This window comes from Actinomyces dentalis DSM 19115, assembly GCF_000429225.1.
Lineage (GTDB): Bacteria > Actinomycetota > Actinomycetes > Actinomycetales > Actinomycetaceae > Actinomyces > Actinomyces dentalis.
Window position 1 is genome coordinate 1 of sequence record NZ_AUBL01000046.1, and the last position, 23,912, is coordinate 23,912.

Sequence of the window (23,912 nt, forward strand, 5' to 3'; positions counted from 1 at the left end):
GATCTTGCCCGGGTCGTGCACCGCCAGGGGCTTGCGCCAGGGCGCCAGGGCCCCCGACAGCGCGGTGTCCAGGCCCACGGCCCGGATCGTCCCGGTCAGCAGCCTCGCCCCGGCCGGCCCCACCGCCGGCACCTCCCCCGACTCCACACCCACAGCCGGGTACAACCCGGTACCATTCACCACGAGGGTGCCCCTCCCCTGGACATGCACGGACATCAGTAATCCGCATTATCCCAGGAGAAGGAGCACCCTCACCCCCACCCCCGGCACCCCACGACGAAAAACCGAGGTTAAGTGACGTGCTCGCGGACCTGGTCGGGATGAGCCGGGACGGGGATCGGGATCAGGCCCGCGATGGCGTGCACGACACCCGGACCGGCCCCGGGCCGGCGCGAGCACGTCCTGCGTCCGCGCCCGCCGGCCTCCCCGACTCCCGGACCGGCGCAGCCGGACCCCGGCCCCGGAACGGCGCGGGCCGGGGCGGGCTTGCGTAATTCCGGGTCCGCTCAACGGAATCACGGGGCCGGGGCCGGGGCGGGCTTGCGTAATGCGAGCCCAGCGCGACACGGTCCACCCCGCCTCGCACCGTGCGAGCCCAACGCGACGGAATCCGCCCCGGCTCGATTCTCGCCAGCCCGCCTCGCACAATGCGAGCCGAGGTGACATCACCAATTCGACTCCCCCCGGGGGCGGGGCTCGGGCGACGCCGACGGCGACGTCGCGGTCGCCGTCGGCCGACTCCCCCCGGGGGGCGGGGGCGCGCAGGCGGTGCCCGCCGTACCCGTGACGCCGTCAACCGACTCCCCCGGGAGCGGGAGCGCGCACCAGGCGGCGAGCGCCTCCGTCACTGCGCTGCGGACTTCCCCGGGGCGGAGACCCGCGGAGGGCCCGGACCCGGCGGGCATCGGAGCCCTCCTCGCCAAGAGCCCCGGCTCGAAATTCCAAGACTGTTCCGGTTCGGTGAAAAATACTCAATACCGCTCCTCAAAAATTTGTTCGGACGCCCGCTGAATAAATTTCGCGGCGCCGAGCCCCTCGCGAGGGGCTTCGACGAGTCGCGCCGTCAATTTTTTGTAAAATACCGATTTTTTCCCTAGCCTGTGCGCATGAATCTCAATTTCGGTGAGCGGCGCGGCGTCAAGCCGGCGCCCTTCGGTGCAACGAGCGGGAAAAACTATCCCGCGGGGATCGCGTCGGGACCGTCATCATGGCGCCCCTCGGCGCAACGGGCGGGCACAGCTCGGGCACGTCGGCGGCGTCGTCGGCGCACGGTGCTCTGCGGTGCAACGGGCGGACAACTCCGCAAGATGGCGGACGCCGCGGCGGGAAGCGCACGGTGAGCACGACGCAGCGCCCGGGCGCCGACCAGTGGTTCCGCGGGTGGGTCCGGCCCTGCCTGCTGTCCCGCTGGGGCGGGCTCGCGGCATACGCCGTTGTCGCCGTGCTCGGACAGGTCGCCGCCGCCGGCGTCCCGTGGCTGACGGGATCGGCGGTGAACATCGCGGTCGGGTCGGACGCCTCCATGCCGCTGACCCGCATGGCGCTGCTCCTGCTCGCCCTCATCGTCGTCTCCGGGTGCCTCGGGGTCCTGCAGGTCGTCATCGCCGAGACGCTGTCGACGGCCGTCGCGCGCGACACCCGGGACGCGCTCTTCCGGGGGATCCTGCGCCGCGGGCGGGGACGGAGCGCATTCTCGCCGGGCGACCTCACGGCGCGGCAGATCGGGGACTCCATCGAGGTGGGTCTGCTCGTGTCGCCGGGCGGCGACCTCCTCGTCGAGATGGTGCTCGGGGCGCTGGTGCCCCTGATCTTCATCGCCCTGATCAGCCCGCAGCTGCTGCTGATGCCGCTGATCTTCTGCGCACTCTTCTGGTGGGCGATGGCGGCGCACACCCGACGGCTCAGCGGGGTGTCGGCCGATGAGCGGGAGCTCAACGGCGCACTGAACAGCACGGTCGCCGAGGCCCTGGGCTCCATGCAGACCCAGATCCTCACGGGGGCGTCGGTCGCATCGGTCAACCAGGTGCTCGAAATGGCCCGGGCCCACCGCGACACGGCCGCGCGACAGCACAGGAGCAACGCGCGCTTCATGCCCGCGCTGATCTTCGTCGTCATGATGCTGCTGGCCGCCGGGCACGCACTGGTGCTGCTGCACCGCGGGGACATCCCGCCGGGCGCGGCCGTGGCCTTCCTGGGCCTGTTCGCCGCCTTCCGCGGGGCGCTGCAGACGGGCTCCGCCTCAACCGGATTCATCAACGCCGGCAGGGCCGCCGCGCGCCGCGTATGGGAGGTGCTCGTGGACCTGCGCGACGGCGCCCGGGGCGAGGGCGCCGGTCGGGCGGTCGCCGGCGACCTCCTTCTCGAGGGGGCCACGGTGCGTCTGGGCGGCCGGACCGTGCTGGACCACGTGGACCTGCACGTGCCGGCCGGCGCCCACCTGGCTCTCCTGGGGTCCACCGGCAGCGGGAAATCGACCCTCGCCCGCCTGATCACCGGTGAGCTGCTGCCGGACGAGGGGCGCGTGCTGATCGACGGCGCCCCCGCCGGTGACCTCGCCGCGGACGCCTCGGTGTCCCGGGTCGCCGTCGTGCCCCAGCACACCCACCTCTTCTCGCGCACCATCGGGGAGAACATCGCTCTCGGGGCGCGCGGGGCCGACCCGGCCTCCATCGAGGCGGCCGCGCGCAGGGCGCGCCTGGACGATCTGCTCGACACGCTGCCCGCCGGCCTGGGAACCCGGGTCGCCGAGGCGGGCACGACCCTGTCGGGAGGGCAGCGCCAGCGCATCGGCCTGGCCCGGGCGCTGATCACGCGACCCGCCGTCCTGGTCCTCGACGACTGGACCTCCGCGGTGGACCCGCGGACGGCGGAGAGCCTGCGCGCCGTCGTGCGCACCAGACCCCGGCCGACGGTGATCGAAATCACCAACCGGGTCGCCGACGCGATCGAGGCCGACCTGGTGGTCATCCTGCACCGCGGTGCGGTGATCGCCATGGGCGCGCCGGACGAGCTGGGGGAGAGCTCGGCCGTCTACCGCCGGCTCCTGGCCTCCACCCGGGCGGGCGCGGCGGACGGGTCGCTGAAAGGAGCCGCATCGTGGGACTTCTAGACGCGCTCGAGGCGCAGGCGCCCGGCACGGCATACGCGGAGGCGGCCCTCGTCCGCCGCGTGGCGCGCGAGGCGCGCGAGGACCGGGGGCGGCTGCTCGCCGCGGGGGCCCTGGGGCTGCTGGTCGGCCTGGCGAACGCCGCCCTGCCGTTCCTCACCACCGCCGCTCTTGAGGCGGCGGTGACCGACCGCGGCACGACCCGGGTCCTCGCGCTGCTGGCCATCGGCGCCCTCGTGGGGAGCGCCGGCTGGGCGCTGGGCGTCGTCAGCGGCGGATTGGCCGGTGCCGCCTCGGAGAACCTGGTGCTCCGGCTGCGCCGCGCCCTTCTGCGGGCGCTCCCCGAGAAGGGGCTCGCCTTCTTCCAGTCGCACGCCACGGGCGACCTCGCGTCGCGCGCGGTGGTCGACACCGCTCAGGCGGGCGGCATGATCCGCACGATGGTGGGAGCGCTCGGCGACGCCGCGCTGGTCATCGGCCTGTCGGCCGTCCTGCTCGTGATCGACCCGGAGCTCGGCGCCGTGACGCTCGCGCTCGGCGCGCTCATCTGCGCGGTCACCTTCATGTTCCGCAGGGCGAGCCGCGTCCGCGCCCGACGCATGGCGCGGGCCACCGGCGCGCTCGCCGGTCACGTCCTCGAGATCACGGCCGGTGCCGAGGTGATCCGGTCATTCGGCGCGCAGGCGCCGGCCGAGCGCGAGTTCGACGAGCTGCACGGCAGGTGGTACCGCGCGACGCTCGCCGTGAACAGGCTCTTCAGCGGGATCTTCCCCGCGCTGGTGGCCCTCACCGGTTGCGCCACCGTGGCCGTCGTGGCCGTCGGCGGCCCGAGGGTCGCGGACGGGAGTCTGGCCCTGCCGACGTGGTTCCTCTTCCTCCAGTGCGTCGCCCTGTTCTGGGGCCCGATCACCGGCCTGTCCTCGGTGTGGAGCTCCGTGCAGTCCGGCCTGGCCTCCGCCGAGCGCGTCTTCTCGGTGATCGACGAGCAGCCCCAGGGGCTGCTCACCGGGACCGTCGCGCCCGAGGACCTGAGGGGCCGGATCGAGATGGACGACGTGTCATTCCGGTACGCCGGTGCGGCCGACGACCAGCTCCGCAACGTGTCCCTGTCGGTCGAACCGGGGGAGCGGATCGCCGTCGTCGGGCCGACGGGCGCCGGCAAGACCACCCTGCTCAAGCTGCTCCTGGGGGCGTTCGGCGACTATCGCGGCGACATCCGGTTCTCCGGGATCGAGCTGCGGGACATCGACCCGGCCGCCCTGCGCCGGGGCATCGGGGTGGTCACCCAGGAGGTCCACCTCTTCGAAGGATCCGTCGCGGACAACATCGCGGCCGGGCTCCCGGGGGCGACCCGGGGGCAGGTGGAGGCGGTCTGCGCCCGGCTGGCCGGCGGCGACTGGGTGACGCTGTTCGACCGGGGGCTCGACACCGGGCTCCGGCACAACGGCGCCCGGCTGTCGGCCGGACAGCGCCAGCTCATCGTCCTGGCGCGTGTGCTGCTCCAGGATCCGGACATCCTCGTGCTCGACGAGCCCACCTCCAACCTCGACCCCTTGACCGACTGGAGCGTGCAGCAGGCGCTGAGCGATGCCGCCCGCGGGCGGACCTGCATCATGGTCGCCCACCGGCCCCAGACGCTGCACTGGGTGGACCGCGTGGTCGTCGTCCGCAACGGCGCCGTCGAGGCGCAGGGGCAGGCCGATGAGGTCGAGGTCCGGGACGGGGACCTCGGGGGGAGCCGGTAGCGCGGCAGCGCCAAGGGCCCGCGGGGCTCGGGGGCGGGGGGCTCAGTGGCGCTTCGCCGTCCAGGGCTCCACGCGCAGGGGGAATCCCTCGGGGATCTTCAACGGCCGAACGGTGTCGCCGTCGGTGAGCGAGGGGTCGTCCGGGGCGTCGAGGACGCGCACGTCCTGCCCGTCCAGCCGCACCTGCAGGAAGCGGGTCTCGGTCTGGGACTGGTCGATGGACCAGTGCAGGGTGCTCGTGACCCGGGCCCCGGGCGGCAGGAGCCAGGAGACCGGGGCCGCCTGCGCCGCGTCCGGGGAGGGCTCCCGCCCGTCCTCGTCAACCAGGACGACGGGCACGTCGAGGACCCGGCCGGCGTCGTCGACGACGGAGACCCGCGGCCAGCCGCCGATCGCGCAGTCGGCGGTCGAGGCGTTCGTCGCCGCGATGACCGAGTGCCTCTTGCCGCCCAGGCTCGCCCCGTCCACGACGTGGGTGAGGAAGAGGTCCCCCGCCCGGCAGGCCGGGGCGGGCGCGGCGGCGACGGGCGTCGGCGATTCGCCCGGTTCGGCCGCTTCGCCCGGTTCGGCGGGTTCTGAGGGCTCTGCGGCGGGGCCGAGGGCGCGGGGCGTCGGCGGCGGGCTCGGAGGCGGATGCGCCGCCGCGACGGCGCGCGCCGCCCGGAGGGCGGACTCGTCGACGCGCTCGTCATGGGCGTGGACCCAGGACGCCGTCGGAATGCTCGCCGCGCTCGCGGCCAGGGCCAGCGCCAGAAGGGCGCAGGCCTCCCGGTAGCGCCGGGGGCGCGCCGTGTGCCGCACGCGCAGCGCCGCCGCGGCGGCGAGGACGGCGAGCGCCCCCAGGGCGAGGGCGCCCGCCACGGCCCGCGGCCACCACGACGGCTGCAGGGGCACGACGGCGAGGACGGCGCCGGTGACCGGATCGACGACGTCGCAGGTGGTCACCCCATGGTGGCTGCCCGCGACGACCTGCTTCTCGGGAAGCTCGAGCACGTTGAGGGCGCAGTCCTCGAACGGGTCGAAGAGGGCGAGCGGGCTGCTGAAGACCAGTAGGAGCGCCGTCTGCGAGAGTGCGACGAGGGTGACGGCGATCCCGGTCAGGTGCACCGCGGCCGTCAGCGCCCAGCGGCGCAGGCGGGACGGCGGGGGCGGTTCCATGATGGAAGCATGGCACTGCGCCCGGGCGTGCGGGCCGCGCTGCTCCGGACCGCCCCGCCCGAACCGCGTTGTTCTGGACCGCTCCGCCCGGCCGCGCGCATAATGTTCAGCAGCGGGCGCGCGTACCCGTTGTCGGGCGGGATCACCGCCGATCACCACCGCAACCCGACCAGGAAAAGAACCATGAAGGCCGTCGTCCTTGAGAAGCAGCACGTCATCAACGTCCGCGAGGTCCCCGGGGACCTCGTCTGCGGGCCCGGGCAGCTGCGCATCGCCCCGCACACCGTCGGCATCTGCGGCTCCGACGTCCACTACTACACGCACGGGCGCATCGGACGCTACGTCGTCGAGGCGCCCATGATCCTGGGCCACGAGGCCTCCGGCGTCGTGACGGGGGTCGGCGAGGGCGTGGAGGGCTTCGCCGTCGGCGACCGCGTGGCCATGGAGCCCGGCGTGCCCGACACCGGCTCGCGCGCCGCCCTGGCCGGCATGTACAACGTCGACCCCGCCGTCCGCTTCTGGGCCACCCCGCCGGTGGACGGCTGCCTCGTCGAGGAGGTCGTCCACCCGGCCGCCTTCACCTACCACCTGCCCGACAACGTCTCCTTCGCCGAGGGCGCCCTCATGGAGCCCCTCGCCGTCGGCATGCACGCCGCCACCAAGGCCCGCATCCGCCCCGGCGACGTCGCCGCCGTCTCGGGCGCCGGCACGATCGGCCTGCTCACCGCCGCCGCGGCCCTGGCCGGGGGCGCCTCCAAGGTCATCATCTCCGACGTCTCCCCGGTCAAGCTGGAGATCGCCTCCCGCATCCCCGGCACCGTCACCGTCGACGGGCGCGAGCGCCGGCTCCTCGACGTCGTGGGCGAGCAGACCGCCGGCTGGGGCGCCGACGTCGTCTTCGAGTGCTCCGGCCACCCCAGCGCCTACGCCGACCTGTGGAGGATCGGCGCGCCCGGCAACCGGACCGTCCTCGTGGGCATCCCCGTGGACCCCGTGCCCGTCGACGTCACCGAGGTGCAGGCGCGCGAGACGACCATCGAGAGCGTCTTCCGCTACGCCAACGTCTACCAGCGCGCCATCGACCTGGTGGCCGCCGGGAAGATCGACCTGACGCCCTTCATCACGCAGACCTTCGACATGGACCACGCCGTCGACGCCTTCGACCGCGTCGCCGAGGGCCGCCCCGGCGACGTCAAGATCCAGATCACCGTCGGCTGAGCCGCCGCGCCGATCCGCCCGGCGCCCGCGGGATCGGTTACCGGCGTCGCCGGTGCCTGCGCCAGTGGCCGACCAGGCCGACCGTCAGGGCCACGGGCCAGGCCGGCATGGGCCCGTAGCACAGGCAGAAGACGACGAGCTGGGCGGGCCCCATGCCCTCGACGGGCGTCCAGGACGGCGGGTCGCGCAGGAGTGCCAGGGTGAAGGTCAGGGCGACGGCGTAGATGATGAGGTAGAGCAGGAGGTTGCCCGCACCGCCCACGATGACGGGCAGTCGGCGGGGGACCGTCCGTCCGCCCGCGCCCGGCACCCATGGCGGGAGCCTCTCGCCCCATGGCCGGCACAGTCCCAGGCAGGCCAGGGCGGCGCCGACCTGGATCAGCTCCAGGGCCACGACGTAGGCGATCCCGCCCGCGCTGGTGCGGAAGAGGTCCGCCCGCCCGAAGCCCACGTCCGCCCCGGCCAGCATCGCCGCCCGCCAGGCGACCGAGGGCAGCGGGCACAGGAACGCCGTCCAGCACGCGGCCGCGGCCCACGGCTGCACCGGCGCGGAGGCCGGCTCCGGGGCGGGCGGGGGAATGGTTTTAGAGTTCATAGTCAAAAACTAGTCGGATTCGGCGCCGCCGCAAAGGCCCGGGCGCGCCCGCGAACGACGGCGGGCCGCGGGCGGCGCGGTTGCGCGGGCGCGCTCGCGGGCGCCGTCGTCGGACTCGGGAATCGCGGATCGTCGCGGCGGCCGAGTGAGTGCAGTCACCGGTAGGGTGAGCCCATGTCGCGCTACATCGAGCTCCACCCCGTCAACCCCCAGGCCCGTCTCATCGACAAGATCGTCACGGTGATCCGCGACGGCGGCCTGGTCGCCTACCCGACCGACTCCGGGTACGCCCTGGCCTGCGCGCCGGGCAACAAGGAGGGCATGGACCGCATCCGCACGATCCGCCGGCTGTCCGACAAGCACAACTTCACCTTCGTGTGCGCCAACTTCGCCCAGGTCGGACCGCTGGCCATCGTCGGCAACAACGCCTTCCGGCTCATCAAGCGACTCACCCCCGGGCCGTGGACCTTCATCCTCAAGGGCACCAAGGACGTTCCCCGGATGACGCTCAACCCCAAGAAGCACACGCTCGGCGTGCGCATCCCCGACCACGCCATCTCCCAGGCCCTGCTCGCCGGCTTCGGCGGGCCGCTGCTGTCCTCGACCTTCATCAGGCCCGGCAACGAGGAGCCCGAGTCCTCCGGGTGGGAGATCGAGGAGTCCCTGGGGCACCTCATCGACGTCGTCATCGAGGGCCCGGTCGGGTCGACCGAGCCGACCACCGTCGTCGACCTGACCGACGACGTCCCCGAGGTCGTTCGCGCCGGCGCCGGGGACGCCGGCCTGCTGTAGGCGCCCCGGCCGATCCCGACGACCGCCGCGGCCGTACCGGGATCTTGACGCGCGCGGGAGCGTTCATGGCAATTCTCCGCCCCGCCCCGCCGCCGCGATCCGGGCGCGTCGTCGGACCATCCGCCGCTGACGCACTCGCGTCCGCCGATGGCATGCCCGACGTCGCTGAGGCGTCGAACGGGCCGTCATCGGCTGACGCTGATGGGGGTAGGTCGGTGCGTTCGGCGGCCGGCTGTCGGGGCCTGGTCGTGCTGTTCTCGCACCGCTATCCTGATCACATGGATGTTCAAGTCGATGTTGCCGAGGTCGAGGTTCATCTGTCCGAGCTCCTCGCACGGATCGAAGCCGGTGAGGAGATAACGTTGACGCGTGCGGGGCGCCCTGTGGCGACGCTCAGGCCCCTTGAACCTCCAGCGCGGAGGGTCTTCGGGGGTCGTCCCGACATCAAGATCCCGGACGAGTTCTTCTTCGAGCCCCTGGCGGACGAGGAACTCGCCCTGTGGGAGTAGTGACCTCGATGGGGCTCCTTCTGGACACTCATGTTGTAGTGTGGCTCGTCACGAACCCAGGACGACTAAGACCCGTAGTTCTCGATGTACTTGCGGATTCGCGACAAGTGCTCTTCGTATCGGCTATCAGTGCATACGAGGTGGCTCAAAAGGTTCGACTGGGAAAATGGCCTCAGGCGGAGTCTCTTTCACTGGATTGGGATGAGTTGGTGGCGAGCACGGATGTCCTGAGCCTTCCTCTGGAATCTGCCGATGCATTGATGGCCGGTCGACTCTCTTGGGATCATCGGGATCCTTTCGACCGCCTCATTGCGGCCCAGGCGATGAGACGCGGATACCAGTTGGTCAGTGCTGATCGCGTCTTCCGCTCTCTCGACGGGCTGCTGCTGCTGTCCGCATGACTGAGGCGGTCTCAACTGGCATGACGCTCGATTGATGGCGTGGTGAACAGTTGCGGTCCCCTCTCCGTTGAGGCTGTTATCACGGTTATTCTTCACCTGGATCTGCGGGCCTGGTCCGACACCCATAGGGATAGTGAGCCTTTCTCACCAGAACTGGCGGTGCGGGAGGGCGATGATCGGCGTGGTAGTGCGGGAAGGATGGGTGCCGAAGTGGGGGTGGTGCGCACGGGGCCGCGCCGCCCTGCGTCGTCCCAGGCCCTCTCACGCAATCACGCCGATTCGGGCCAGCTCTAGGATTTTTCCGATGAGAAAGGCTCGGCGAGTCTTTCATTCCCGGTCCGTCCCGGGATTCTTCTGACGAGAAAGACTCTATGTTATAATCATGATGTGGATCGTAACTGTTTAATTGCCGACCACGGCTTACTGACCACAACGGCGTATGAGGGGAACGATGAATGACTTTCTGACTCTCGACCCCGACGGTCGAGTCGCCGACCACGAGGGCAAGACCCTGGACTACAAGCGCGATCTGTCCGGACCCGAGGGAGTGCTGCGCACAGTCGTGGCCTTCGCCAATTCTGCGGGCGGGCGCCTCGTCATCGGCGTGGCGGATGATCGCAGCGTCGTCGGCATCGATGATCCCGTGACGGCCGAGATGCGACTGGCCAATCTCATTGCGGACTCGATACGCCCCCAATTGCTTCCCACCATCGAACTCATCACCCTCGATGGCAGGACCGTACTCGTCGCCAACGTGCCGGTCGGGGGGCAGCGCCCATATTATCTGAAGGAGGCGGGCCGATACGGCGGCGCCTATGTACGCCTCGGCTCCTCCAACCGGCGGGCCACCAGGCTGTTGACGGACGATCTCGCCCGGGGGGCGGGCTCGCGGACCTTCGATCGGCAGATCAACCCGCAGGTCGATATCGACGACATCGACCCGCTGGTGCTGGAACGGCTTCTCGGCCGGCCCATCGGAGAGGAGGAACTGCTCACCCTGGAACTGGTCGGACGCGAGAACGGGCGTCTGCGCCCGACCAACGCGGGCCTGCTCGTCGCCTGCCCCAGTCCTCAGCGCTTCTTCCCCCACGCGTGGGTGCAGTGCGGCCGATTCCGCGGCCGCGACGGGCTCGACCTCGTCGACCAGGCGGATGTGCGCGGTCCGCTCCCCCTCGCCGTCGACGAGGTCATGTCCTTCCTGCAGCGCCATCGGTTTCTGCGGGCCGAATTCGGGGCGGGCGACCCGGAGTGGAACTGGAGGCGCAGGGACGTTTCCTCCATCCCGGAGGCCGCGATCCGCGAACTGGTCGTCAACGCCCTCGTCCACTCCAGCTACTCCTACGGCGGCACCGCCATCAAGGTGGTCTTCTACGATCGGGCCATCGTCGTCGAGAGCCCCGGCGGGCTCGTGCCCGGCGTGACCATTGAGCAGATCACCCACGGCGTGTCCGTCCAGCGCAATCCGGCGCTCGCCCGCGTCTTCCGCGAGGCCGGGCTCGTCGAGCTGTGGGGGATGGGGTTGCGCACCGTCATCCGGGACCTGACCGATGGGGGCTACGAGCCGCCTGACATCGAGGAACTGCACGAACGGCTGCGGATCACCGTCCGCATCCCCGACCACGACCCGCGATACTTCACTCCGGTCCGGCCCCGGAAGACCGCGGGCGCGAGCGGCGAGACGGGCGCCCGCGTGAGCAACTCGAGTGAGCAGGTGAGCAAGTCGGATCACCAAGTCGAGTCACCAAGTCACCAAGTCGAGTCACCAAGTCACCAAGTCGGGCGGCTTGACGAATCGGCGCTCGAGGTCCTCACCGCCGTGAGCGAGCGGGACATGTCCCGCTCGGAACTGCTCACCGGGCTCGGACTGACCAACGAGACGCGCAATGCGCGCCGCCACCTCGATCCTCTTCTCGAAGCCGGGCTTATCGAGCGGACCGTCCCCGACAGGCCGAACAGCCGCCTCCAGCGTTACCGGATCACCGACGCCGGCCGCGCCCGCCTGAACAGTCCACCCGGACCCGCCGAATAGCCCCGCCAATGAGCCCGCACTCCGGTCGAGGCGGCCGGGGGAGAGGGGGAGGGCGGGCCCGGCGCCGTCGTCGCCGTGACGGGCGCCGCGCACCGCGGGGCCCGTCAGTCGGCGTTCGCGCTCCAGGCGCGGAGCTCCTCCTCGACCACGGACCTCGCCCACTGCCGGCTCGTCCCCGGCTCCTCCTGGACGAGGTGGAAGGCCAGTCCGTCGATGACGACGTGGAGCCTGCGGGCGCGCTCGTCGAGCCGCTCCTCGCCCGCGTCGGGGCGGATGCGGGCGAGGAGGCGCCGGCAGAGGCGGTAGAGCTCGTCCCGGGCGCGGTCCCGGATCCGCAGGAGCCCCCGGTCCGCCCCCGCCTCCGCGATGAGCGCGACATTGATCTCCATCTCGGCGCGGCTCGCCGAGTCCGTGGGGACCAGGTGGAGCAGGACCTCGGTCGCGTAGGCCAGGGCGCTCTGATCGGTTGGCACCGCCCGGACGCGCCGGGTGACATTGTCGATCATCAGCTCGGCCGCGGAGGTGAGCAGGGCGCTGCGGGTCGGGAAGACGTGCCGGAGCGACCCCACCGACACACCCGCGGCGGCGGCGACCGTGCGGAGGGACACTGCCGAGACGCCGTGGTGGTGGATCACGGACCACAGCGCCTCGACGAGTTCGGCCTTGCGGGCGGCGCGGTCGATTCTGCGGGGCATGATCGTATGGTAGCACGATCGTGCTACCATACGATCATGAATGACGATCCGGATGCGGCGGCCGCTCCAGATGCGGCGGATTCAGCCGCCCCGACCCGGCGGGGGGCGCTCGCGAGGGCGCTCATCGGCTGGGCGGTGCTGAGCCTGGGGGTCGAGTTCTCGATAACGATCGCACGGCTCATAAGGGCCCGGGTCGCGGCGGGCCCCGCCTTCGTCCCCGTGCTCCAGGCGGTCCTGACCCCGATGATCGTCGTCCCCGCCGTTGTGATCCTCCGACGGCGGCTCGATCGCAGACCCCTCCGAGGAGCCGGGGGGATCGGCCTGGCCCGACGCTGGCCGGCCGCGGCCGTAACGGGTGCCGCCGTCGGCCTCGGCGCCGGAGCGCTGGTGTGGGCCCCTGCGTTCTGGGCTGGGTGGATCCGCCTCGATCACTTCGATCCGACGGCGCTCATCACCTTCCTCGCGGTCAACACCGCCGTCCTGCTGCTGTACGAGGCGCTGCCCGAGGAACTGGCACTGCGCGGCTACGGATGGTCCACGATGCGCGAGGCGTGGTCCCCGTTCGCGGCCACCGCGACCATCACGGCGCTCTTCTGCCTCAACATGGTCCCGGGGAACCTCATCCGGGCGGCGGCCTCGGTCCTCCTCCCCGGCGTCGAGATGACGGGCTTCCCTCTGGCGCCGAGCGGAGCCGATCCCATCGTCTACCTGACGCAGATGCTCATCTTCGGTCTTGCCCTCATCGCGGCCCGACGCCTCCCGCTTCCGGGTGCGCTCACCGCTGCGATCGCCTTCCACGTCACCGTCCTGACCGTCAACCGTGTGCTTCTGGGCGGCCTGAGGTGGATCGATTCCGGAGTCAGAACCGGGCTCGCCGCCCCGGAGGTCGCCGCCCTCACCCTCGCGCACCCCGTGGTCGGCGGCGTGCTCTTCATCCTCATCCGACGGTGGCTGGAGCGTCGCACCGAGATCCGCGCCGGGGCCAGTGGCCCGACGGAGCGATAACGCCCGCGCCGCGAGCGCGCCCACGCCCCGCCGATTGCCCGCGCTCGCGGCCATCGGACGCCCCCGTCCGCGCCGGGGGAGCGCCGGCGGTCCGCGGCCGGACGGGCCCGCTGGCCCGCGCCGTCGCGCGGCGCTACCATGCCGCCATGTGGATCGTCCGTATGCGTTGAGCCGATGACGGCTCAACGCGCCGTCTGCCCCCATCCGCGCCCGGCACGCCGGGCGGGCCCGCCGCCGAGCCGCGGGCCCCGCACGCAAAGGACCCCTCAGTGACCCCAGACAGCAACCGCACCCCGCTGCCGAATCAGCAGGCCGACGGCGCCGACGTCGTCGCCCGGCCCGGCCCGGAGCCCGCCGCCGAGCCCGGCTCCGGCTCACTGGCCGGGGCCGCCGCCGAGCCCGCCGAGCCGCGGGCCACGGCCGCCGCCCCCTCCGCCGAGGACATCGTCTCGCGCATCCTGTCCCGGCACGGCACGGCCCTGGCCTCCACCGCCGGCGAGCACGAGCAGCGCGAGGCCGACGACGACGGCGCCCTGGAGCGCGAGGCCCGCGCCGCCCGCCGCGCGGTCGGCCCCGCCGCCGGGCCGGAGGACGTCTCCGAGGTCGAGTACCGCCGGGTGCGCCTGGAGCGCGTCGTGCTCGTCGGCCTGGACCTGCCCGGCGCCGCCCCCGCGTCCGCCGGGGCCCGAGCCGCCTCGCCGGGCGCCGTCGGCTCCCAGGACGCCGAGACGAGCCTGGCCGAGCTCGCCGCCCTGGCCCAGACCGCCGGGAGCGAGGTCCTCGACGCCCTCATCCAGCGGCGCGACCACCCCGACCCTGCCACCTACCTGGGGTCCGGCAAGGCCAGGGAGCTGGCCGAGACGGTCGCCGCCGTCGGCGCCGACACGGTCATCGTCGACGGCGAGCTCGCCCCCTCCCAGCGCCGCGCCCTGGAGGACGTCGTCGACGCCAAGGTCGTCGACCGCACCGCCGTCATCCTCGACATCTTCGCCCAGCACGCCAAGTCCCGCGAGGGCAAGGCCCAGGTCGAGCTCGCCCAGCTGGAGTACCTGCTGCCGCGCCTGCGCGGCTGGGGCGAGTCCATGTCCCGCCAGGCCGGGGGGCGCGTCGCCGGCGGGGCGGGCATCGGCGCGAGGGGCCCGGGCGAGACCAAGATCGAGCTCGACCGGCGCCGCATCCGCCGGCGCATGGCCAAGCTGCGCCGCGAGATCAGCGCCATGGCGCCCTCGCGGGAGGTCAAGCGCGGCTCGCGCCGCCGCGGCCCCATCCCCTCGGTGGCGATCGCCGGGTACACCAACGCCGGCAAGTCCTCCCTCATGAACCGTCTCACCGGCGCCGACCTCATGGTGCAGGACGCCCTGTTCGCCACCCTGGACCCCACGGTGCGGCGGGCCGAGACCTCCGACGGGCGCCTCTACACCCTCACCGACACGGTGGGCTTCGTGCGCAATCTGCCCCACGAGCTCGTCGAGGCCTTCCGCTCCACCCTGGAGGAGGTGGCCGGGGCGGATCTGGTCGTGCACGTCGTCGACGCCGCCCACCCCGACCCGCTGGGCCAGGTCGCCGCCGTGCGCACCGTCCTGGCGGACATCCCCGGGGCGCTGGAGGTGCCCGAGCTCATCGCCCTCAACAAGGCCGACCTGGTCGACGGCGTCGCCCTGGCGGCCCTGCGCACCCGCCTGCCCGGGGCGGTGGCCGTCTCGGCCCGCACCGGGCGGGGCCTGTCCGAGCTGCGCGAGCGCATCGAGGCGATGCTGCCGCGCCCCGACGTCGCCGTCGACGTCGTCGTGCCCTACTCGCGCGGCGACCTGGTCGCCCGGGTCCACGCCGACGGCGAGATCGAGTCCATCGACTACGTCCCGGAGGGCACCCGGGTGCACGCCCGCGTCGACGCCCCGCTGGCCGCCGAGCTGTGGGCCTGCGCCGTCGAGTGAGCCCCGCCGTGAGCGGGGCGCGGGCTGGCGCCGAGCCGCGGGAGGGCTCCCCGGGGGCGGATCCGCGGGTGCAGGCGGGCTCCCGGGCCGGGGCGGCTCCGGCCCCGGTCTCGGCCCCGGGGGAGGAGCGGGCCCTGGAGGCCCTGGACGGGGCCGTGGGGCGCCTGGGCGGCGGCCCGCGCGAGGGGCAGCGGGAGATGACCCGCCGCGTCGCGCGGGCCATCGCCTCGGACACCCACCTGCTCGTCCAGGCGGGCACGGGCACCGGCAAGTCCCTGGCCTACCTCGTGCCCGCCATGGTCCACGCCGTCGACGACGGCGAGCGCGCCGTCGTGTCCACCGCCACCCTGGCCCTCCAGCGGCAGATCCTGACCCGGGACGCGCCGCTGGCCGCCGACGCCGTCGAGGCCCTCACCGGGCGCCGCCCGGTCGTGGCCCTGCTCAAGGGCTGGCAGAACTACCTGTGCCGCCACCGGGTGGCCGGCGGCTACCCCGACGACGATGACGCCCTTTTCGCCGCCTCCGACGCCGTGCCCCGCACCGGCGCGGCGGGCCTGGGGGAGCAGGTGGTGCGCCTGCGCGAGTGGGCCGGGCGCACCGCCACCGGCGACCGCGACGACCTGGTCCCCGGCGTGTCCGACCGGGCCTGGGCGCAGGCGTCGGTCTCCCGGGCCGAGTGCCTGGGGCCGGCCTGCCCCTTCCACGACGACTGCTTCCCGGCCGCGGCGCGCGAGGCGGCCGCCAGGGCCGACGTCGTGGTCACCAACCACGCTATGCTCGGCGTCGTCGTGGCCGGCAACCCCGGCGTGCTGCCCGAGCACGACCTGCTCGTCGTCGACGAGGCCCACGCCCTGGCCGACCGGGTGCGCTCCCAGGGCGCGGCGAGCCTGTCCGCCGCCGCCGTGGCGCGCGTGGCGGCCACCGCCCGCAAGCACGCCTCCGCCGTCGTCTCCGACCTGGAGGCGGCGGGGCAGGGCCTGCAACTGGCGCTGGCCGCCCTGCCCGACGGGCGCCTGAGCGCCGGCCCGCCGCCGGCGCTGGCGGAGGCGCTGGCCGCCCTGGACGGGGCCGCCCGCGGCGTGCTGACCGGCGTGCGCCAGGCCGCCGGGAGCGCGGCCGGGGCGCAGAACGGCGGGGCCGACGCCGGGGGCGCCGCCCTGGCGCGCACGGCCGTGAGCGACCTGGTCGACGTCGTGGAGCGCATGACCTCCGACTCGGTCGCCCAGCACCGGGACGTGGCCTGGGTGGAGCGCCCGCGCATGGGGGCCGAGCCGCCGCGGCTGACGCTGGCGCCCATCGACGTGGCCGGGCCGGTGGCCGACGCCCTCTTCGACGAGCGCGTCGCCGTGCTCACCTCGGCGACCCTGGCGCTGGGCGGCGGCTTCGAGCCCATGGCCCGCGACCTGGGCCTGACCCTGGCGGAGGCCCCCTGGGAGGGGGCGGACGTGGGCACGCCCTTCGACTACGCCCGCCAGGGCATCCTCTACACCCCCGTGCACCTGCCCCGGCCCGGCCGCGGCATCTCCGAGGCGGCCCTGGACGAGGTCCTGGCCCTGACCGAGGCCTCGCGCGGCGGCATGCTCGGCCTGTTCTCCTCCCGGCGCGCCGCCGAGGAGGCCGCCGGGGTCCTGCGCGGCGCCACGGATCTGACCGTCTACGCCCAGGGCGAGGACCAGCTGCCCGCGCTCGTGGAGGCCTTCGCCGCCGACGAGGACGCCTGCCTGGTGGGCACGCTGTCCCTGTGGCAGGGCGTGGACGTGCCCGGGCGCACGTGCCGGCTGGTCATCATCGACCGCATCCCCTTCCCCCGCCCCGACGACCCCGTCGCCCAGGCCCGCAGCGAGGCGGTGGCGACCGCGGGCGGCAACGGGTTCATGAGCGTGGCCGCGACCCACGCCGCCCTCCTGCTGGCCCAGGGCGCCGGGCGCCTCATCCGCCGCGCCGAGGACCGCGGCGTCGTCGCCGTCCTCGACCCGCGCCTGCGCACCGCCCGCTACGGGTCCTTCCTCGCCCGCTCCATGCCGCCGTTGTGGCCCACGCGCGACCGCGACGTCGTCCTGGGGGCGCTGGGGCGCCTGGCCGCCATGTGAGGGGCGGGGGCGCCCGACCGGGCCCGAGGGCGCCCGACCACGGCGGGATCGAGCAGGCCCGCGGACCCGGAAACGCCCGATCGGGCCGGGCGCTTACGCCCACGGATGAGCCGAAGCGCGGCCGAAGCGGGACCAATTTCCGTCGGCACCGCAGTAACCTTGCGCGTGGGAGGTCACACCGGCCCCCCGCCCCCACCGAATCGGAGGAACGAAGTGTCCGAGGCCACCATTACCAACTCCGCCCAAGGTTCCTACCCGACCACCGGCGGCGGCCGCCCCTCGAAGGTCGCCATCATCGGCGCCGGCGCCGTCGGCTCCACCCTCGCCTACGCCTGCGTCACCAAGGGCGTCGCCCGCGAGGTCGTCCTGCAGGACATCGTCAAGAGCAAGGTCGAGGCCGAGGCCCTCGACATCGCCCAGGGCATCCAGTTCACGTCGGCCGGCTCGGTCTCGGGCTCGGACGACCCGGAGATCTGCCGCGACGCCGACGTCATCGCCATTACGGCCGGCGCCAAGCAGAAGCCGGGCCAGTCGCGCCTGGAGCTGGCCGGCGCCACCGTGGGCATCATGGAGAAGATCCTGCCCAAGCTCGTCGAGGTCGCCCCCCACGCCATCTTCCTGCTGGTCGCCAACCCCGTCGACGTCGTCACCTACTGCGCCAAGAAGATCACGGGCCTGCCCGAGAACCAGGTCTTCGGCTCGGGCACCGTGCTGGACACGGCCCGCATGCGCTACCTCATCTCCCTGGAGACCGGCACCGCCACCCAGAACATCCACGGCTACATCGCCGGCGAGCACGGCGACTCCGAGGTCGCCCTGTGGTCCTCCACCGAGATCGGCGGCGTGCCGATCACCCAGTGGGGCAAGACGACCAGCGGCGGCGAGTTCGACGACGAGGTGCGCGAGCGCATCGCCCACGACGTGGTGCGCTCCGCCTACCGCATCATCGAGGGCAAGGGCGTGACGAACTACGCCGTCGGCCTGGCCGTGCAGAGGATCATCGGCGCGGTCCTCAACGACGAGCAGCGCGTGCTCACCATCTCCCCGCTGCTGGACGACTGGCACGGCATCTCCGACGTGTGCATGTCGGTGCCCACGATCGTGGGGCGCGCGGGCGCCGGGCGCCGCCTGGAGCTGCCGCTGACCCCCGACGAGCTCGAGCGCCTGACCGCCTCGGCCGAGCGCCTGCGCGAGGTCGCCCGCGGCCTGGGCTACTGACGCCCGACGGCGCTCGCGGCCCGGGCCGCCGACGCCGCCCGCGAGCGCGGGCGCTCGTCCGCCGGGCCGCCGACGCCGCGCAGCCGGTGGGCGGGGCCCGCCCCTCAACGCGAGGGGCGGGCCCCGCCGCGCGTCCGGGCCGCGTCGGTGGAAGGCGCGCGGCGCCCTCGCGCGGCAGGCGGGCTCCGCCGCGCAGCGGGCGCGCCCCCTCTGCTGCGCGGCGCTCAGAGCGCGCGCAGGACCGTGACGACCTTGCCCATAATGGTGGCCTCGTCGCCGGGGATGGGGGCGTAGTCGGGGTTGCGGGGCAGGAGCCACTGGTGGCCGTCCTTGCGGGAGAGGACCTTGATGGTGGCGCTGGCGCCGTCCACGTCCTGGATCATGGCGGCGACGACGTCCCCGCTGGAGGCGTCGGCCTGGGCGCGCACGACCACCCAGTCGCCGTCGCAGATCGCGGCGCCGATCATGGAGTCGCCGTGGACCCGGAGCATGAACAGCTCGCCGTCGCCCGTCAGCTGCCGGGGCAGGGCCAGGACGTCCTCGATGCTCTGCTCGGCCAGGATCGGCGAGCCGGCGGCGATCCGCCCGACGAGCGGGACGGCGACGGCCTCGCCCTCGGCGATGCCGGGCAGCACCGGCGCCGCCGAGCCGGCGGGATCGGCGGCGCCCTCCGGCGACTCCGGCCCGGCCCCGGGCTCGGCGGGGAGGATGAGCTCCAGGGCGCGCGGCAGTCTGGGGTCGCGGCGCACCAGGCCCAGGCGCTCGAGCTTGTCGAGCTGGTGCTTGACGGAGGAGGGGCTGGTCAGCCCCACCCGGGAGCCGATCTCCCGCATGGAGGGCGGGTAGCCGTGGGAGACGACGGCGGCGCGCACCGCCTCGTAGACGGCGCGCGCCCGCGGGTCCAGGGACTCCAGGACCTGGGGGGAGGCGGGGGGCGTCGCCCCGCGGGGGCTGGTCGTCATCGCCGTGTCCTTCCTGGATCGGCCCGTCCGGGCGGGGCGGACCGGATCCGCATCGGTGGTCGATGGTGTTGTCGATGAGGCGAGTCTACCGGTGGAACGGCACAATTTCAAACACGTGTTCGAAGATGCTGGACATGGGGTTCGCGGGTCGCTAACCTGCCGAACAGATGTTCGTCGAACGCGTGTTCTAGGAGGATTCCCGTGGATGCACTCACGCCGCCCCCGTCCCGCCCGCGCCCCGCTCCGGCGCCCGCGGCGCAGGAGGCCGCCGGCCACCCCGCCGCCGGGCATCGCGTCTCCGGGCGCCGCGGCCACCTCCGGCTCGTGACGACCGGCGCCGTCCGGGGCGGGGCGGGCGCCGCGCCCCCCGGGGCGGACGGGAGGAGGGCGGCCATGCCCGAGCTCACGCGCCGGCCCTCGGCCCCGCGCCGTCGGCCCCGCTCCTGCGGCGCCGCCCGAACCGCCTCCCGCCGGGCGGCCGCCCGGCCGGTCCCGTCCCCGTCCCGGACGGATCCGGCGCTCGGCGGCGCAGACGCGGATCGCGGCCGGGCCCCGTCCCGCTCGGACCCGGCCCGCCTGGCCCCCATGCACCCGGCCGTGCGCGCCCAGCGCCGTCGTCGGGAGGCGGCCCGGACGCCGGGACGGGCGGCGCCGACCTGCGCCCCCGCGGTCGTGCGGGCCGCGGCGCCGGCGGCCCCCGCGGCTCCGGCGCTCCCGGCGGTCGCGGTCGTGCTGCGTCGGGCGGGAGCGGCCGGACTCGCGGCGCTGGCCCCGCTCCTGCTCGCCCTCGTCGGCATCGCGCTGATCGGCTGAGCGGCGCCGCGATTGAGGGCCTGCCGCATAGCCGGCTGCCCCACGCGGGCCAGACGACGTCTGCTACGCCCCTTGACCCTCTGCTACGCTCCCTTTTCTCGTACAGTGAAGGGTGAAGAGGCGTAGCAAAGGAAAAGGGGCGTAGCAGACGCGGGCCCACCGGGTGCGGGCGGCGGTGGAGGTGAAGGTGCGCACCCGGGACGAGGTCCCGCAGGCCCGCCGGGGACGGCCGACCGGCCACGGGCGGGACGGCCGGGGAGTGGTGCCCCCGGATCTAAGGCGTCCGCGAAACTGCTTGCCATGGCTCGCGCACGCGCTCTACGCTCCGAATCACATCGTTGTACTTAATAAATTCGGAGGTCTCACGTGCACTGCCCCTTCTGCCATCACGACGGCTCGCGCGTCGTGGACTCCCGGACCTCCGAGGACGGCACGTCCATCCGCCGGCGCCGCGAGTGCCCTGAATGCGGCCGCCGCTTCACCACCATCGAGACGGCCGGCCTGTCCGTGCACAAGCGCTCGGGCGCCGTCGAGCCCTTCTCCCGGGACAAGGTCGTCACCGGGGTGCGGCGCGCCTGCCAGGGCCGCCCGGTGTCCGACAACGACCTCGCCCTGCTGGCCCACAAGGTGGAGGAGTCGATCCGGGCGACCGGCCAGGCCCTGGTGGAGTCCCACGCCGTGGGCCTGGCGATCCTCGGGCCGCTGCGCGACCTCGACGAGGTCGCCTACCTGCGCTTCGCCTCCGTCTACTCCGACTTCAGCTCCCTGGAGGACTTCGAGACCGCGATCGCCGAGCTGCGCGCCTCCCACGCCGGGTAGCGGCGCGCCCGGGCCCGCCGACTCACGCCGGTGCGCCCAGGACGGCGCAGTAGAGGTGCTCGTGGTGGGTCCGGAAGCCCAGGGCCAGGTAGCAGGCCACGGCGGGCGCGTTGTCCCGCTCGACCTCCAGCGCCATCGTGCGCGCGCCCAGGGCCCTCGCCGCCCCCGCCAGGGCCCGCACCATGGCGCTCGCCTCGCCCCGGCGGCGGGCCCGCGGCGGGACGAACAGGCCGTCGAGCACGGCGACGCCGTCGATCCCCGTCACGGCGAGCCTGCCCGCGCCGCCCGCGGGGGTGGAGGCGAAGCGCTGGGCGGGCGCGCTGGTGAGCAGGCGCCGGGCCAGCAGGCGGGCCTCCTCTCCCGAGGTGCCGGGACGGGCCCGGCCCGCGGTGCGGGCGATCAGGTCGTGCGACGGGTCCTCGTCCAGCGCGACCACGACGCCCGGGCGCCCCGCGCCGCCGCCCCGCCGCGGGACCGGCGCCGCGACCACCTCGACGGGCGCGGTCATGACCAGGACCCGCGGATCCGGCGTCGGCGCGAGGGAGGGCGCGGCCGGGGCGTCGGCGCGCACCATCGCCAGCGCCGGCAGACGGCGCCGGGCGTAGAAGCCCGCGGCGGGGGAGAGGTCCGCGGGAACCCGGCGGGTCGGGACGAGCAGCGAGTTCGCCCGCTTGGTCATGCCCGCGTGCTCGCGCAGGACGCACCCGGGCAGGGCGCCGCTCCCGGCGAGGGCGTCCGGCCGCCAGGCCGCCAGCAGCGCGATCTCCAGCACGGCGACCGGGTCGTCGGGCTCGGGCAGCCGGGGGATGAGCTCCCCGACCGTCAGCGGCGCCCAGTCCCGCCCGCCCACCGGGCCCACCGGGTTCACCGCGCTCACCGGGCGTCGATCGCCTCGACCAGGCCCGCCACGAGCCCGGGCCAGGTCCACCGCCGCTCCATGAGCTCGCGCCCGGCCCGCCCCATCCGCTCGCGCAGCCCCGGGTCCGACAGCTGGCGCACGAGCGCGGCCACGAGGGCGTCGCCGTCCCGGCCGTCGACGACGTCGCCGGTCACACCGTCCTCGACCGTCTCCGGGGCGCCGCCGCTGGTCCCGGCGATGACCGGCAGCCCGGTGGCCGAGGCCTCGAGGAAGACGATGCCCAGCCCCTCGACGTCGAGCCCGCCCCCGCGGGTGCGGCAGGGCATGGCGAAGACGTCCCCCATGGCGACGTGGCCGGGCAGCTCGTCGGGGGGCACCGCGCCGGTGAGGATGATGGAGTCGCGCACGGGGGAGCGGCGCTTGAGCAGGGCGAGCCGCCTGGCGTAAGGGCCCCAGCCGACGATGACGAGCCGGGCCCCGGGCACCCGCTCGACCACGCGCGGCCAGGCCCCGATGAGCAAGTCCTGGCCCTTGCGGGCCACCAGGCGGGAGACGCACACGACGGTGGGGGCCCCGCCCAGGCCGTAACGGGCGCGCAGGCGGGAGCGGGCGTCGGCGTCGGGGCGGAAGCGCTCGACGTCGACGCCGCTGGGCAGGCGCAGGACCTGCCGGCCGGGGGGCATGAAGGGCCGCAGGCGCCCCAGGGTGTAGTCCGAGATGTGGGTGACGACGTCGGCCTCGCGGAAGATCCGCCGCAGGGCCAGGCGGGCCCCCGGGATCATGGACCAGCCGACCTCGTGGCCGTGGGTCGAGACGATGACCCGGCTCGCCCCGGCGGCGCGGGCGGCGCGGCCGAGCAGGCCCAGGGGGGCGGCGGCGCCGAACCAGACCGTCTCGATGGCGCGCTCGCGGATGATCCGCTGCATGCGGGCGCGCACGTCGGGGGTGGGCAGGAGCATGCGCGTGGGCATGCGCACGACGTCGAAGGCCAGGGCGGCGTCGTGCGCGGCGGCGGCCCCCGGCCCCTCGGGCGGGGTGGAGGCGAGGACGGTGAGGTCGTCGGCGGGCAGGCGCCGGGTGTAGTCGTCGAGGTAGGACTGGATGCCGCCGACGACGGGCGGGAAGTCGTTGGTGACCAGGAGCGTGCGGCGCATGGGGGCGAGTCTAGGGCCCGGCGGGGGCGGGGGAGGCGCGGGGCTCAGCCCTCGTCGGCGTTGCGCAGGACCTCGGTCAGGCGCTTGGCGGCGGCCATGACGACGGCGCCGTGGACGCGGCCGGGCTGGCGGCCCATGCGCTCGATGGGCCCGGAGATCGACACGGCGGCGATGACCTTGCCGCTCGCCCCGCGCACGGGCGCCGAGACGCTGGCGACGCCCGGCTCGCGCTCGCCCACGGACTGGGCCCACCCGCGGCGGCGCACGGCCGAGAGCATGGTGGCGTTGAATCGGGCGCCGACCAGGCCGCGGTGGAGGCGGTCGGGCTCCTCCCAGGCGAGCAGGACCTGGGCGCCCGAGCCGCCCAGCATGGACATGGTCGCCCCCACCGGGATCGAGTCGCGCAGGCCGATGGGCCGCTCGGCGTTGGCCACGCAGATGCGCACGTCCCCCTGGCGCCGGTAGAGCTGGGCGGACTCGTGGGTCTTGTCGCGCAGGGCCGCCAGCACGGGGCCGGCCGCCGCGAGCAGGTGGTCCTCGCCCGCGGCGGAGGCGAGCTCGCTCAGCCGCGGGCCCAGGACGAAGCGGCCCTGGGAGTCGCGCGCGACCAGGCGGTGGTACTCCAGGGCGACGGCGATGCGGTGCGCCGTCGGGCGGGCGAGGTGGGTGGAGCCGACGAGCTGGGCCAGCGTGGCCGGTCCCGCTTCGAGGGCGCTCATGACCAGGGCGGCCTTGTCGATGACTCCGACGCCGCTGCTCTCGGCTTCCCGTAACCCGTCCATACTCTGATACTGCCATTCCAAGTGATGA

Annotated in this window: 20 protein-coding genes and 1 pseudogene; 13 read left to right on the top strand and 8 right to left on the bottom strand. The window is 74.0% G+C overall.

Annotated elements, in window-relative coordinates; translation table 11 throughout:
- Window positions 1-216 (bottom strand): annotated as a pseudogene (locus G446_RS0110380) (hypothetical protein); the annotation flags it as partial.
- 1,120 nt (window positions 217-1,336) lie between these two features.
- Between G446_RS0110380 and G446_RS0110385 the strand changes: the two are divergent.
- Together G446_RS0110385 and G446_RS0110390 are read left to right on the top strand one after the other, a co-directional pair.
- Window positions 1,337-3,109, top strand: coding sequence for an ABC transporter ATP-binding protein (locus tag G446_RS0110385; protein WP_026410090.1), 1,773 nt, complete (start codon window positions 1,337-1,339; stop codon window positions 3,107-3,109).
- The gene (locus G446_RS0110390) at window positions 3,097-4,851 is read left to right on the top strand and encodes an ABC transporter ATP-binding protein (RefSeq protein WP_026410091.1); all 1,755 of its coding nucleotides are present in this window, start codon (window positions 3,097-3,099) and stop codon (window positions 4,849-4,851) included. Before G446_RS0110385 ends, G446_RS0110390 begins: the two co-directional genes overlap by 13 nt.
- Window positions 4,852-4,893: 42 nt before the next feature.
- Here the strand turns inward: G446_RS0110390 and G446_RS0110395 are convergent, their stop codons facing one another.
- Window positions 4,894-6,009 (bottom strand): DUF4232 domain-containing protein, encoded by a 1,116-nt coding sequence (locus G446_RS0110395; protein WP_026410092.1) that lies wholly within the window; start codon window positions 6,007-6,009, stop codon window positions 4,894-4,896.
- 183 nt (window positions 6,010-6,192) lie between these two features.
- Here G446_RS0110395 and G446_RS0110400 point away from each other — a divergent pair, with 183 nt between their 5' ends.
- Entirely contained in the window at window positions 6,193-7,227 is a 1,035-nt protein-coding gene (locus G446_RS0110400; protein WP_026410093.1) for an NAD(P)-dependent alcohol dehydrogenase, read from the top strand.
- A 37-nt stretch (window positions 7,228-7,264) separates the two neighbouring features.
- Here the strand turns inward: G446_RS0110400 and G446_RS0110405 are convergent, their stop codons facing one another.
- Entirely contained in the window at window positions 7,265-7,822 is a 558-nt protein-coding gene (locus G446_RS0110405; protein WP_245574668.1) for a hypothetical protein, read from the bottom strand.
- A gap of 174 nt (window positions 7,823-7,996) precedes the next feature.
- On the opposite strand from G446_RS0110405, the gene G446_RS0110410 reads away from it, so the two are divergent.
- The 4 genes from G446_RS0110410 (at window position 7,997) to G446_RS0110420 (ending at window position 11,553) form a co-directional block, all read left to right on the top strand.
- Complete coding sequence (locus tag G446_RS0110410; RefSeq protein WP_026410095.1) at window positions 7,997-8,614, top strand: L-threonylcarbamoyladenylate synthase; 618 nt, start codon at window positions 7,997-7,999, stop codon at window positions 8,612-8,614.
- 278 nt (window positions 8,615-8,892) lie between these two features.
- Window positions 8,893-9,123, top strand: a complete 231-nt coding sequence (locus tag G446_RS0110415) for a type II toxin-antitoxin system Phd/YefM family antitoxin (protein WP_026410096.1) — start codon at window positions 8,893-8,895, stop codon at window positions 9,121-9,123.
- Between the two features lie 8 nt (window positions 9,124-9,131).
- Window positions 9,132-9,524, top strand: a complete 393-nt coding sequence (locus G446_RS19365; protein WP_084779164.1) for a type II toxin-antitoxin system VapC family toxin — start codon at window positions 9,132-9,134, stop codon at window positions 9,522-9,524.
- Window positions 9,525-9,975: 451 nt separating this feature from the next.
- Complete coding sequence (locus G446_RS0110420) at window positions 9,976-11,553, top strand: RNA-binding domain-containing protein (RefSeq protein ID WP_026410097.1); 1,578 nt, start codon at window positions 9,976-9,978, stop codon at window positions 11,551-11,553.
- A gap of 104 nt (window positions 11,554-11,657) precedes the next feature.
- Here G446_RS0110420 and G446_RS0110425 read toward each other — a convergent pair whose 3' ends face one another.
- A complete protein-coding gene (locus tag G446_RS0110425) occupies window positions 11,658-12,248 on the bottom strand; it encodes a TetR/AcrR family transcriptional regulator (RefSeq protein ID WP_026410098.1) in 591 nt (196 codons plus the stop codon).
- 36 nt (window positions 12,249-12,284) lie between these two features.
- Between G446_RS0110425 and G446_RS0110430 the strand changes: the two genes are divergently transcribed.
- From G446_RS0110430 to G446_RS0110445, 4 genes are all read left to right on the top strand, one after another.
- A complete protein-coding gene (locus G446_RS0110430) occupies window positions 12,285-13,253 on the top strand; it encodes a hypothetical protein (RefSeq protein ID WP_051285917.1) in 969 nt (322 codons plus the stop codon).
- A 443-nt stretch (window positions 13,254-13,696) separates the two neighbouring features.
- A complete protein-coding gene (gene hflX, locus G446_RS0110435) occupies window positions 13,697-15,187 on the top strand; it encodes a GTPase HflX (protein WP_245574669.1) in 1,491 nt (496 codons plus the stop codon).
- 134 nt (window positions 15,188-15,321) lie between these two features.
- Window positions 15,322-17,277 carry an ATP-dependent DNA helicase gene (locus G446_RS0110440; protein ID WP_281170222.1) on the top strand — a complete coding sequence of 652 codons (1,956 nt, stop codon included), beginning with the start codon at window positions 15,322-15,324 and terminating at the stop codon, window positions 17,275-17,277.
- Window positions 17,278-17,490: 213 nt separating this feature from the next.
- Window positions 17,491-18,495, top strand: coding sequence for an L-lactate dehydrogenase (locus G446_RS0110445; protein ID WP_034470109.1), 1,005 nt, complete (start codon window positions 17,491-17,493; stop codon window positions 18,493-18,495).
- Window positions 18,496-18,719: 224 nt separating this feature from the next.
- Here the strand turns inward: G446_RS0110445 and lexA are convergent, their stop codons facing one another.
- Complete coding sequence (gene lexA / locus G446_RS0110450; RefSeq protein WP_026410103.1) at window positions 18,720-19,457, bottom strand: transcriptional repressor LexA; 738 nt, start codon at window positions 19,455-19,457, stop codon at window positions 18,720-18,722.
- Between the two features lie 201 nt (window positions 19,458-19,658).
- On the opposite strand from lexA, the gene G446_RS0110455 reads away from it, so the two are divergent.
- Entirely contained in the window at window positions 19,659-20,270 is a 612-nt protein-coding gene (locus tag G446_RS0110455; protein WP_026410104.1) for a hypothetical protein, read from the top strand.
- A 366-nt stretch (window positions 20,271-20,636) separates the two neighbouring features.
- Complete coding sequence (gene nrdR, locus G446_RS0110460) at window positions 20,637-21,089, top strand: transcriptional regulator NrdR (protein ID WP_026410105.1); 453 nt, start codon at window positions 20,637-20,639, stop codon at window positions 21,087-21,089.
- Between the two features lie 22 nt (window positions 21,090-21,111).
- On the opposite strand, the gene G446_RS18850 is transcribed toward nrdR, so the two are convergent.
- From G446_RS18850 to G446_RS0110475, 3 genes are read right to left on the bottom strand one after another with little or no spacing between them, the layout of a single operon-like run.
- On the bottom strand, window positions 21,112-21,966 hold the full coding sequence (locus tag G446_RS18850) for a GNAT family N-acetyltransferase (protein ID WP_026410106.1): 855 nt from the start codon (window positions 21,964-21,966) through the stop codon (window positions 21,112-21,114).
- The gene (locus G446_RS0110470) at window positions 21,963-23,102 is read right to left on the bottom strand and encodes a glycosyltransferase family 4 protein (RefSeq protein ID WP_026410107.1); all 1,140 of its coding nucleotides are present in this window, start codon (window positions 23,100-23,102) and stop codon (window positions 21,963-21,965) included. The genes G446_RS18850 and G446_RS0110470 overlap by 4 nt, the downstream gene beginning before the upstream one ends.
- 44 nt (window positions 23,103-23,146) lie before the next feature.
- Entirely contained in the window at window positions 23,147-23,884 is a 738-nt protein-coding gene (locus G446_RS0110475; protein WP_026410108.1) for an IclR family transcriptional regulator, read from the bottom strand.
- Window positions 23,885-23,912 lie beyond the last annotated feature (28 nt).

Excerpts from the sequence above, each read along its gene's own strand:
- G446_RS0110470 (WP_026410107.1), bottom strand. The coding sequence starts at position 23,102 with ATGCGCCGCACGCTCCTGGTCACCAACGACTTCCCGCCCGTCGTCGGC.
- G446_RS0110415 (WP_026410096.1), top strand. The coding sequence starts at position 8,893 with ATGGATGTTCAAGTCGATGTTGCCGAGGTCGAGGTTCATCTGTCCGAG.
- G446_RS0110400 (WP_026410093.1), top strand. The coding sequence starts at position 6,193 with ATGAAGGCCGTCGTCCTTGAGAAGCAGCACGTCATCAACGTCCGCGAG.
- G446_RS0110430 (WP_051285917.1), top strand. The coding sequence starts at position 12,285 with ATGAATGACGATCCGGATGCGGCGGCCGCTCCAGATGCGGCGGATTCA.
- G446_RS0110475 (WP_026410108.1), bottom strand. The coding sequence starts at position 23,884 with ATGGACGGGTTACGGGAAGCCGAGAGCAGCGGCGTCGGAGTCATCGAC.
- lexA (WP_026410103.1), bottom strand. The coding sequence starts at position 19,457 with ATGACGACCAGCCCCCGCGGGGCGACGCCCCCCGCCTCCCCCCAGGTC.
- G446_RS0110425 (WP_026410098.1), bottom strand. The coding sequence starts at position 12,248 with ATGCCCCGCAGAATCGACCGCGCCGCCCGCAAGGCCGAACTCGTCGAG.
- G446_RS0110395 (WP_026410092.1), bottom strand. The coding sequence starts at position 6,009 with ATGGAACCGCCCCCGCCGTCCCGCCTGCGCCGCTGGGCGCTGACGGCC.
- G446_RS0110405 (WP_245574668.1), bottom strand. The coding sequence starts at position 7,822 with ATGAACTCTAAAACCATTCCCCCGCCCGCCCCGGAGCCGGCCTCCGCG.
- G446_RS0110420 (WP_026410097.1), top strand. The coding sequence starts at position 9,976 with ATGAATGACTTTCTGACTCTCGACCCCGACGGTCGAGTCGCCGACCAC.
- G446_RS19365 (WP_084779164.1), top strand. The coding sequence starts at position 9,132 with ATGGGGCTCCTTCTGGACACTCATGTTGTAGTGTGGCTCGTCACGAAC.
- G446_RS0110410 (WP_026410095.1), top strand. The coding sequence starts at position 7,997 with ATGTCGCGCTACATCGAGCTCCACCCCGTCAACCCCCAGGCCCGTCTC.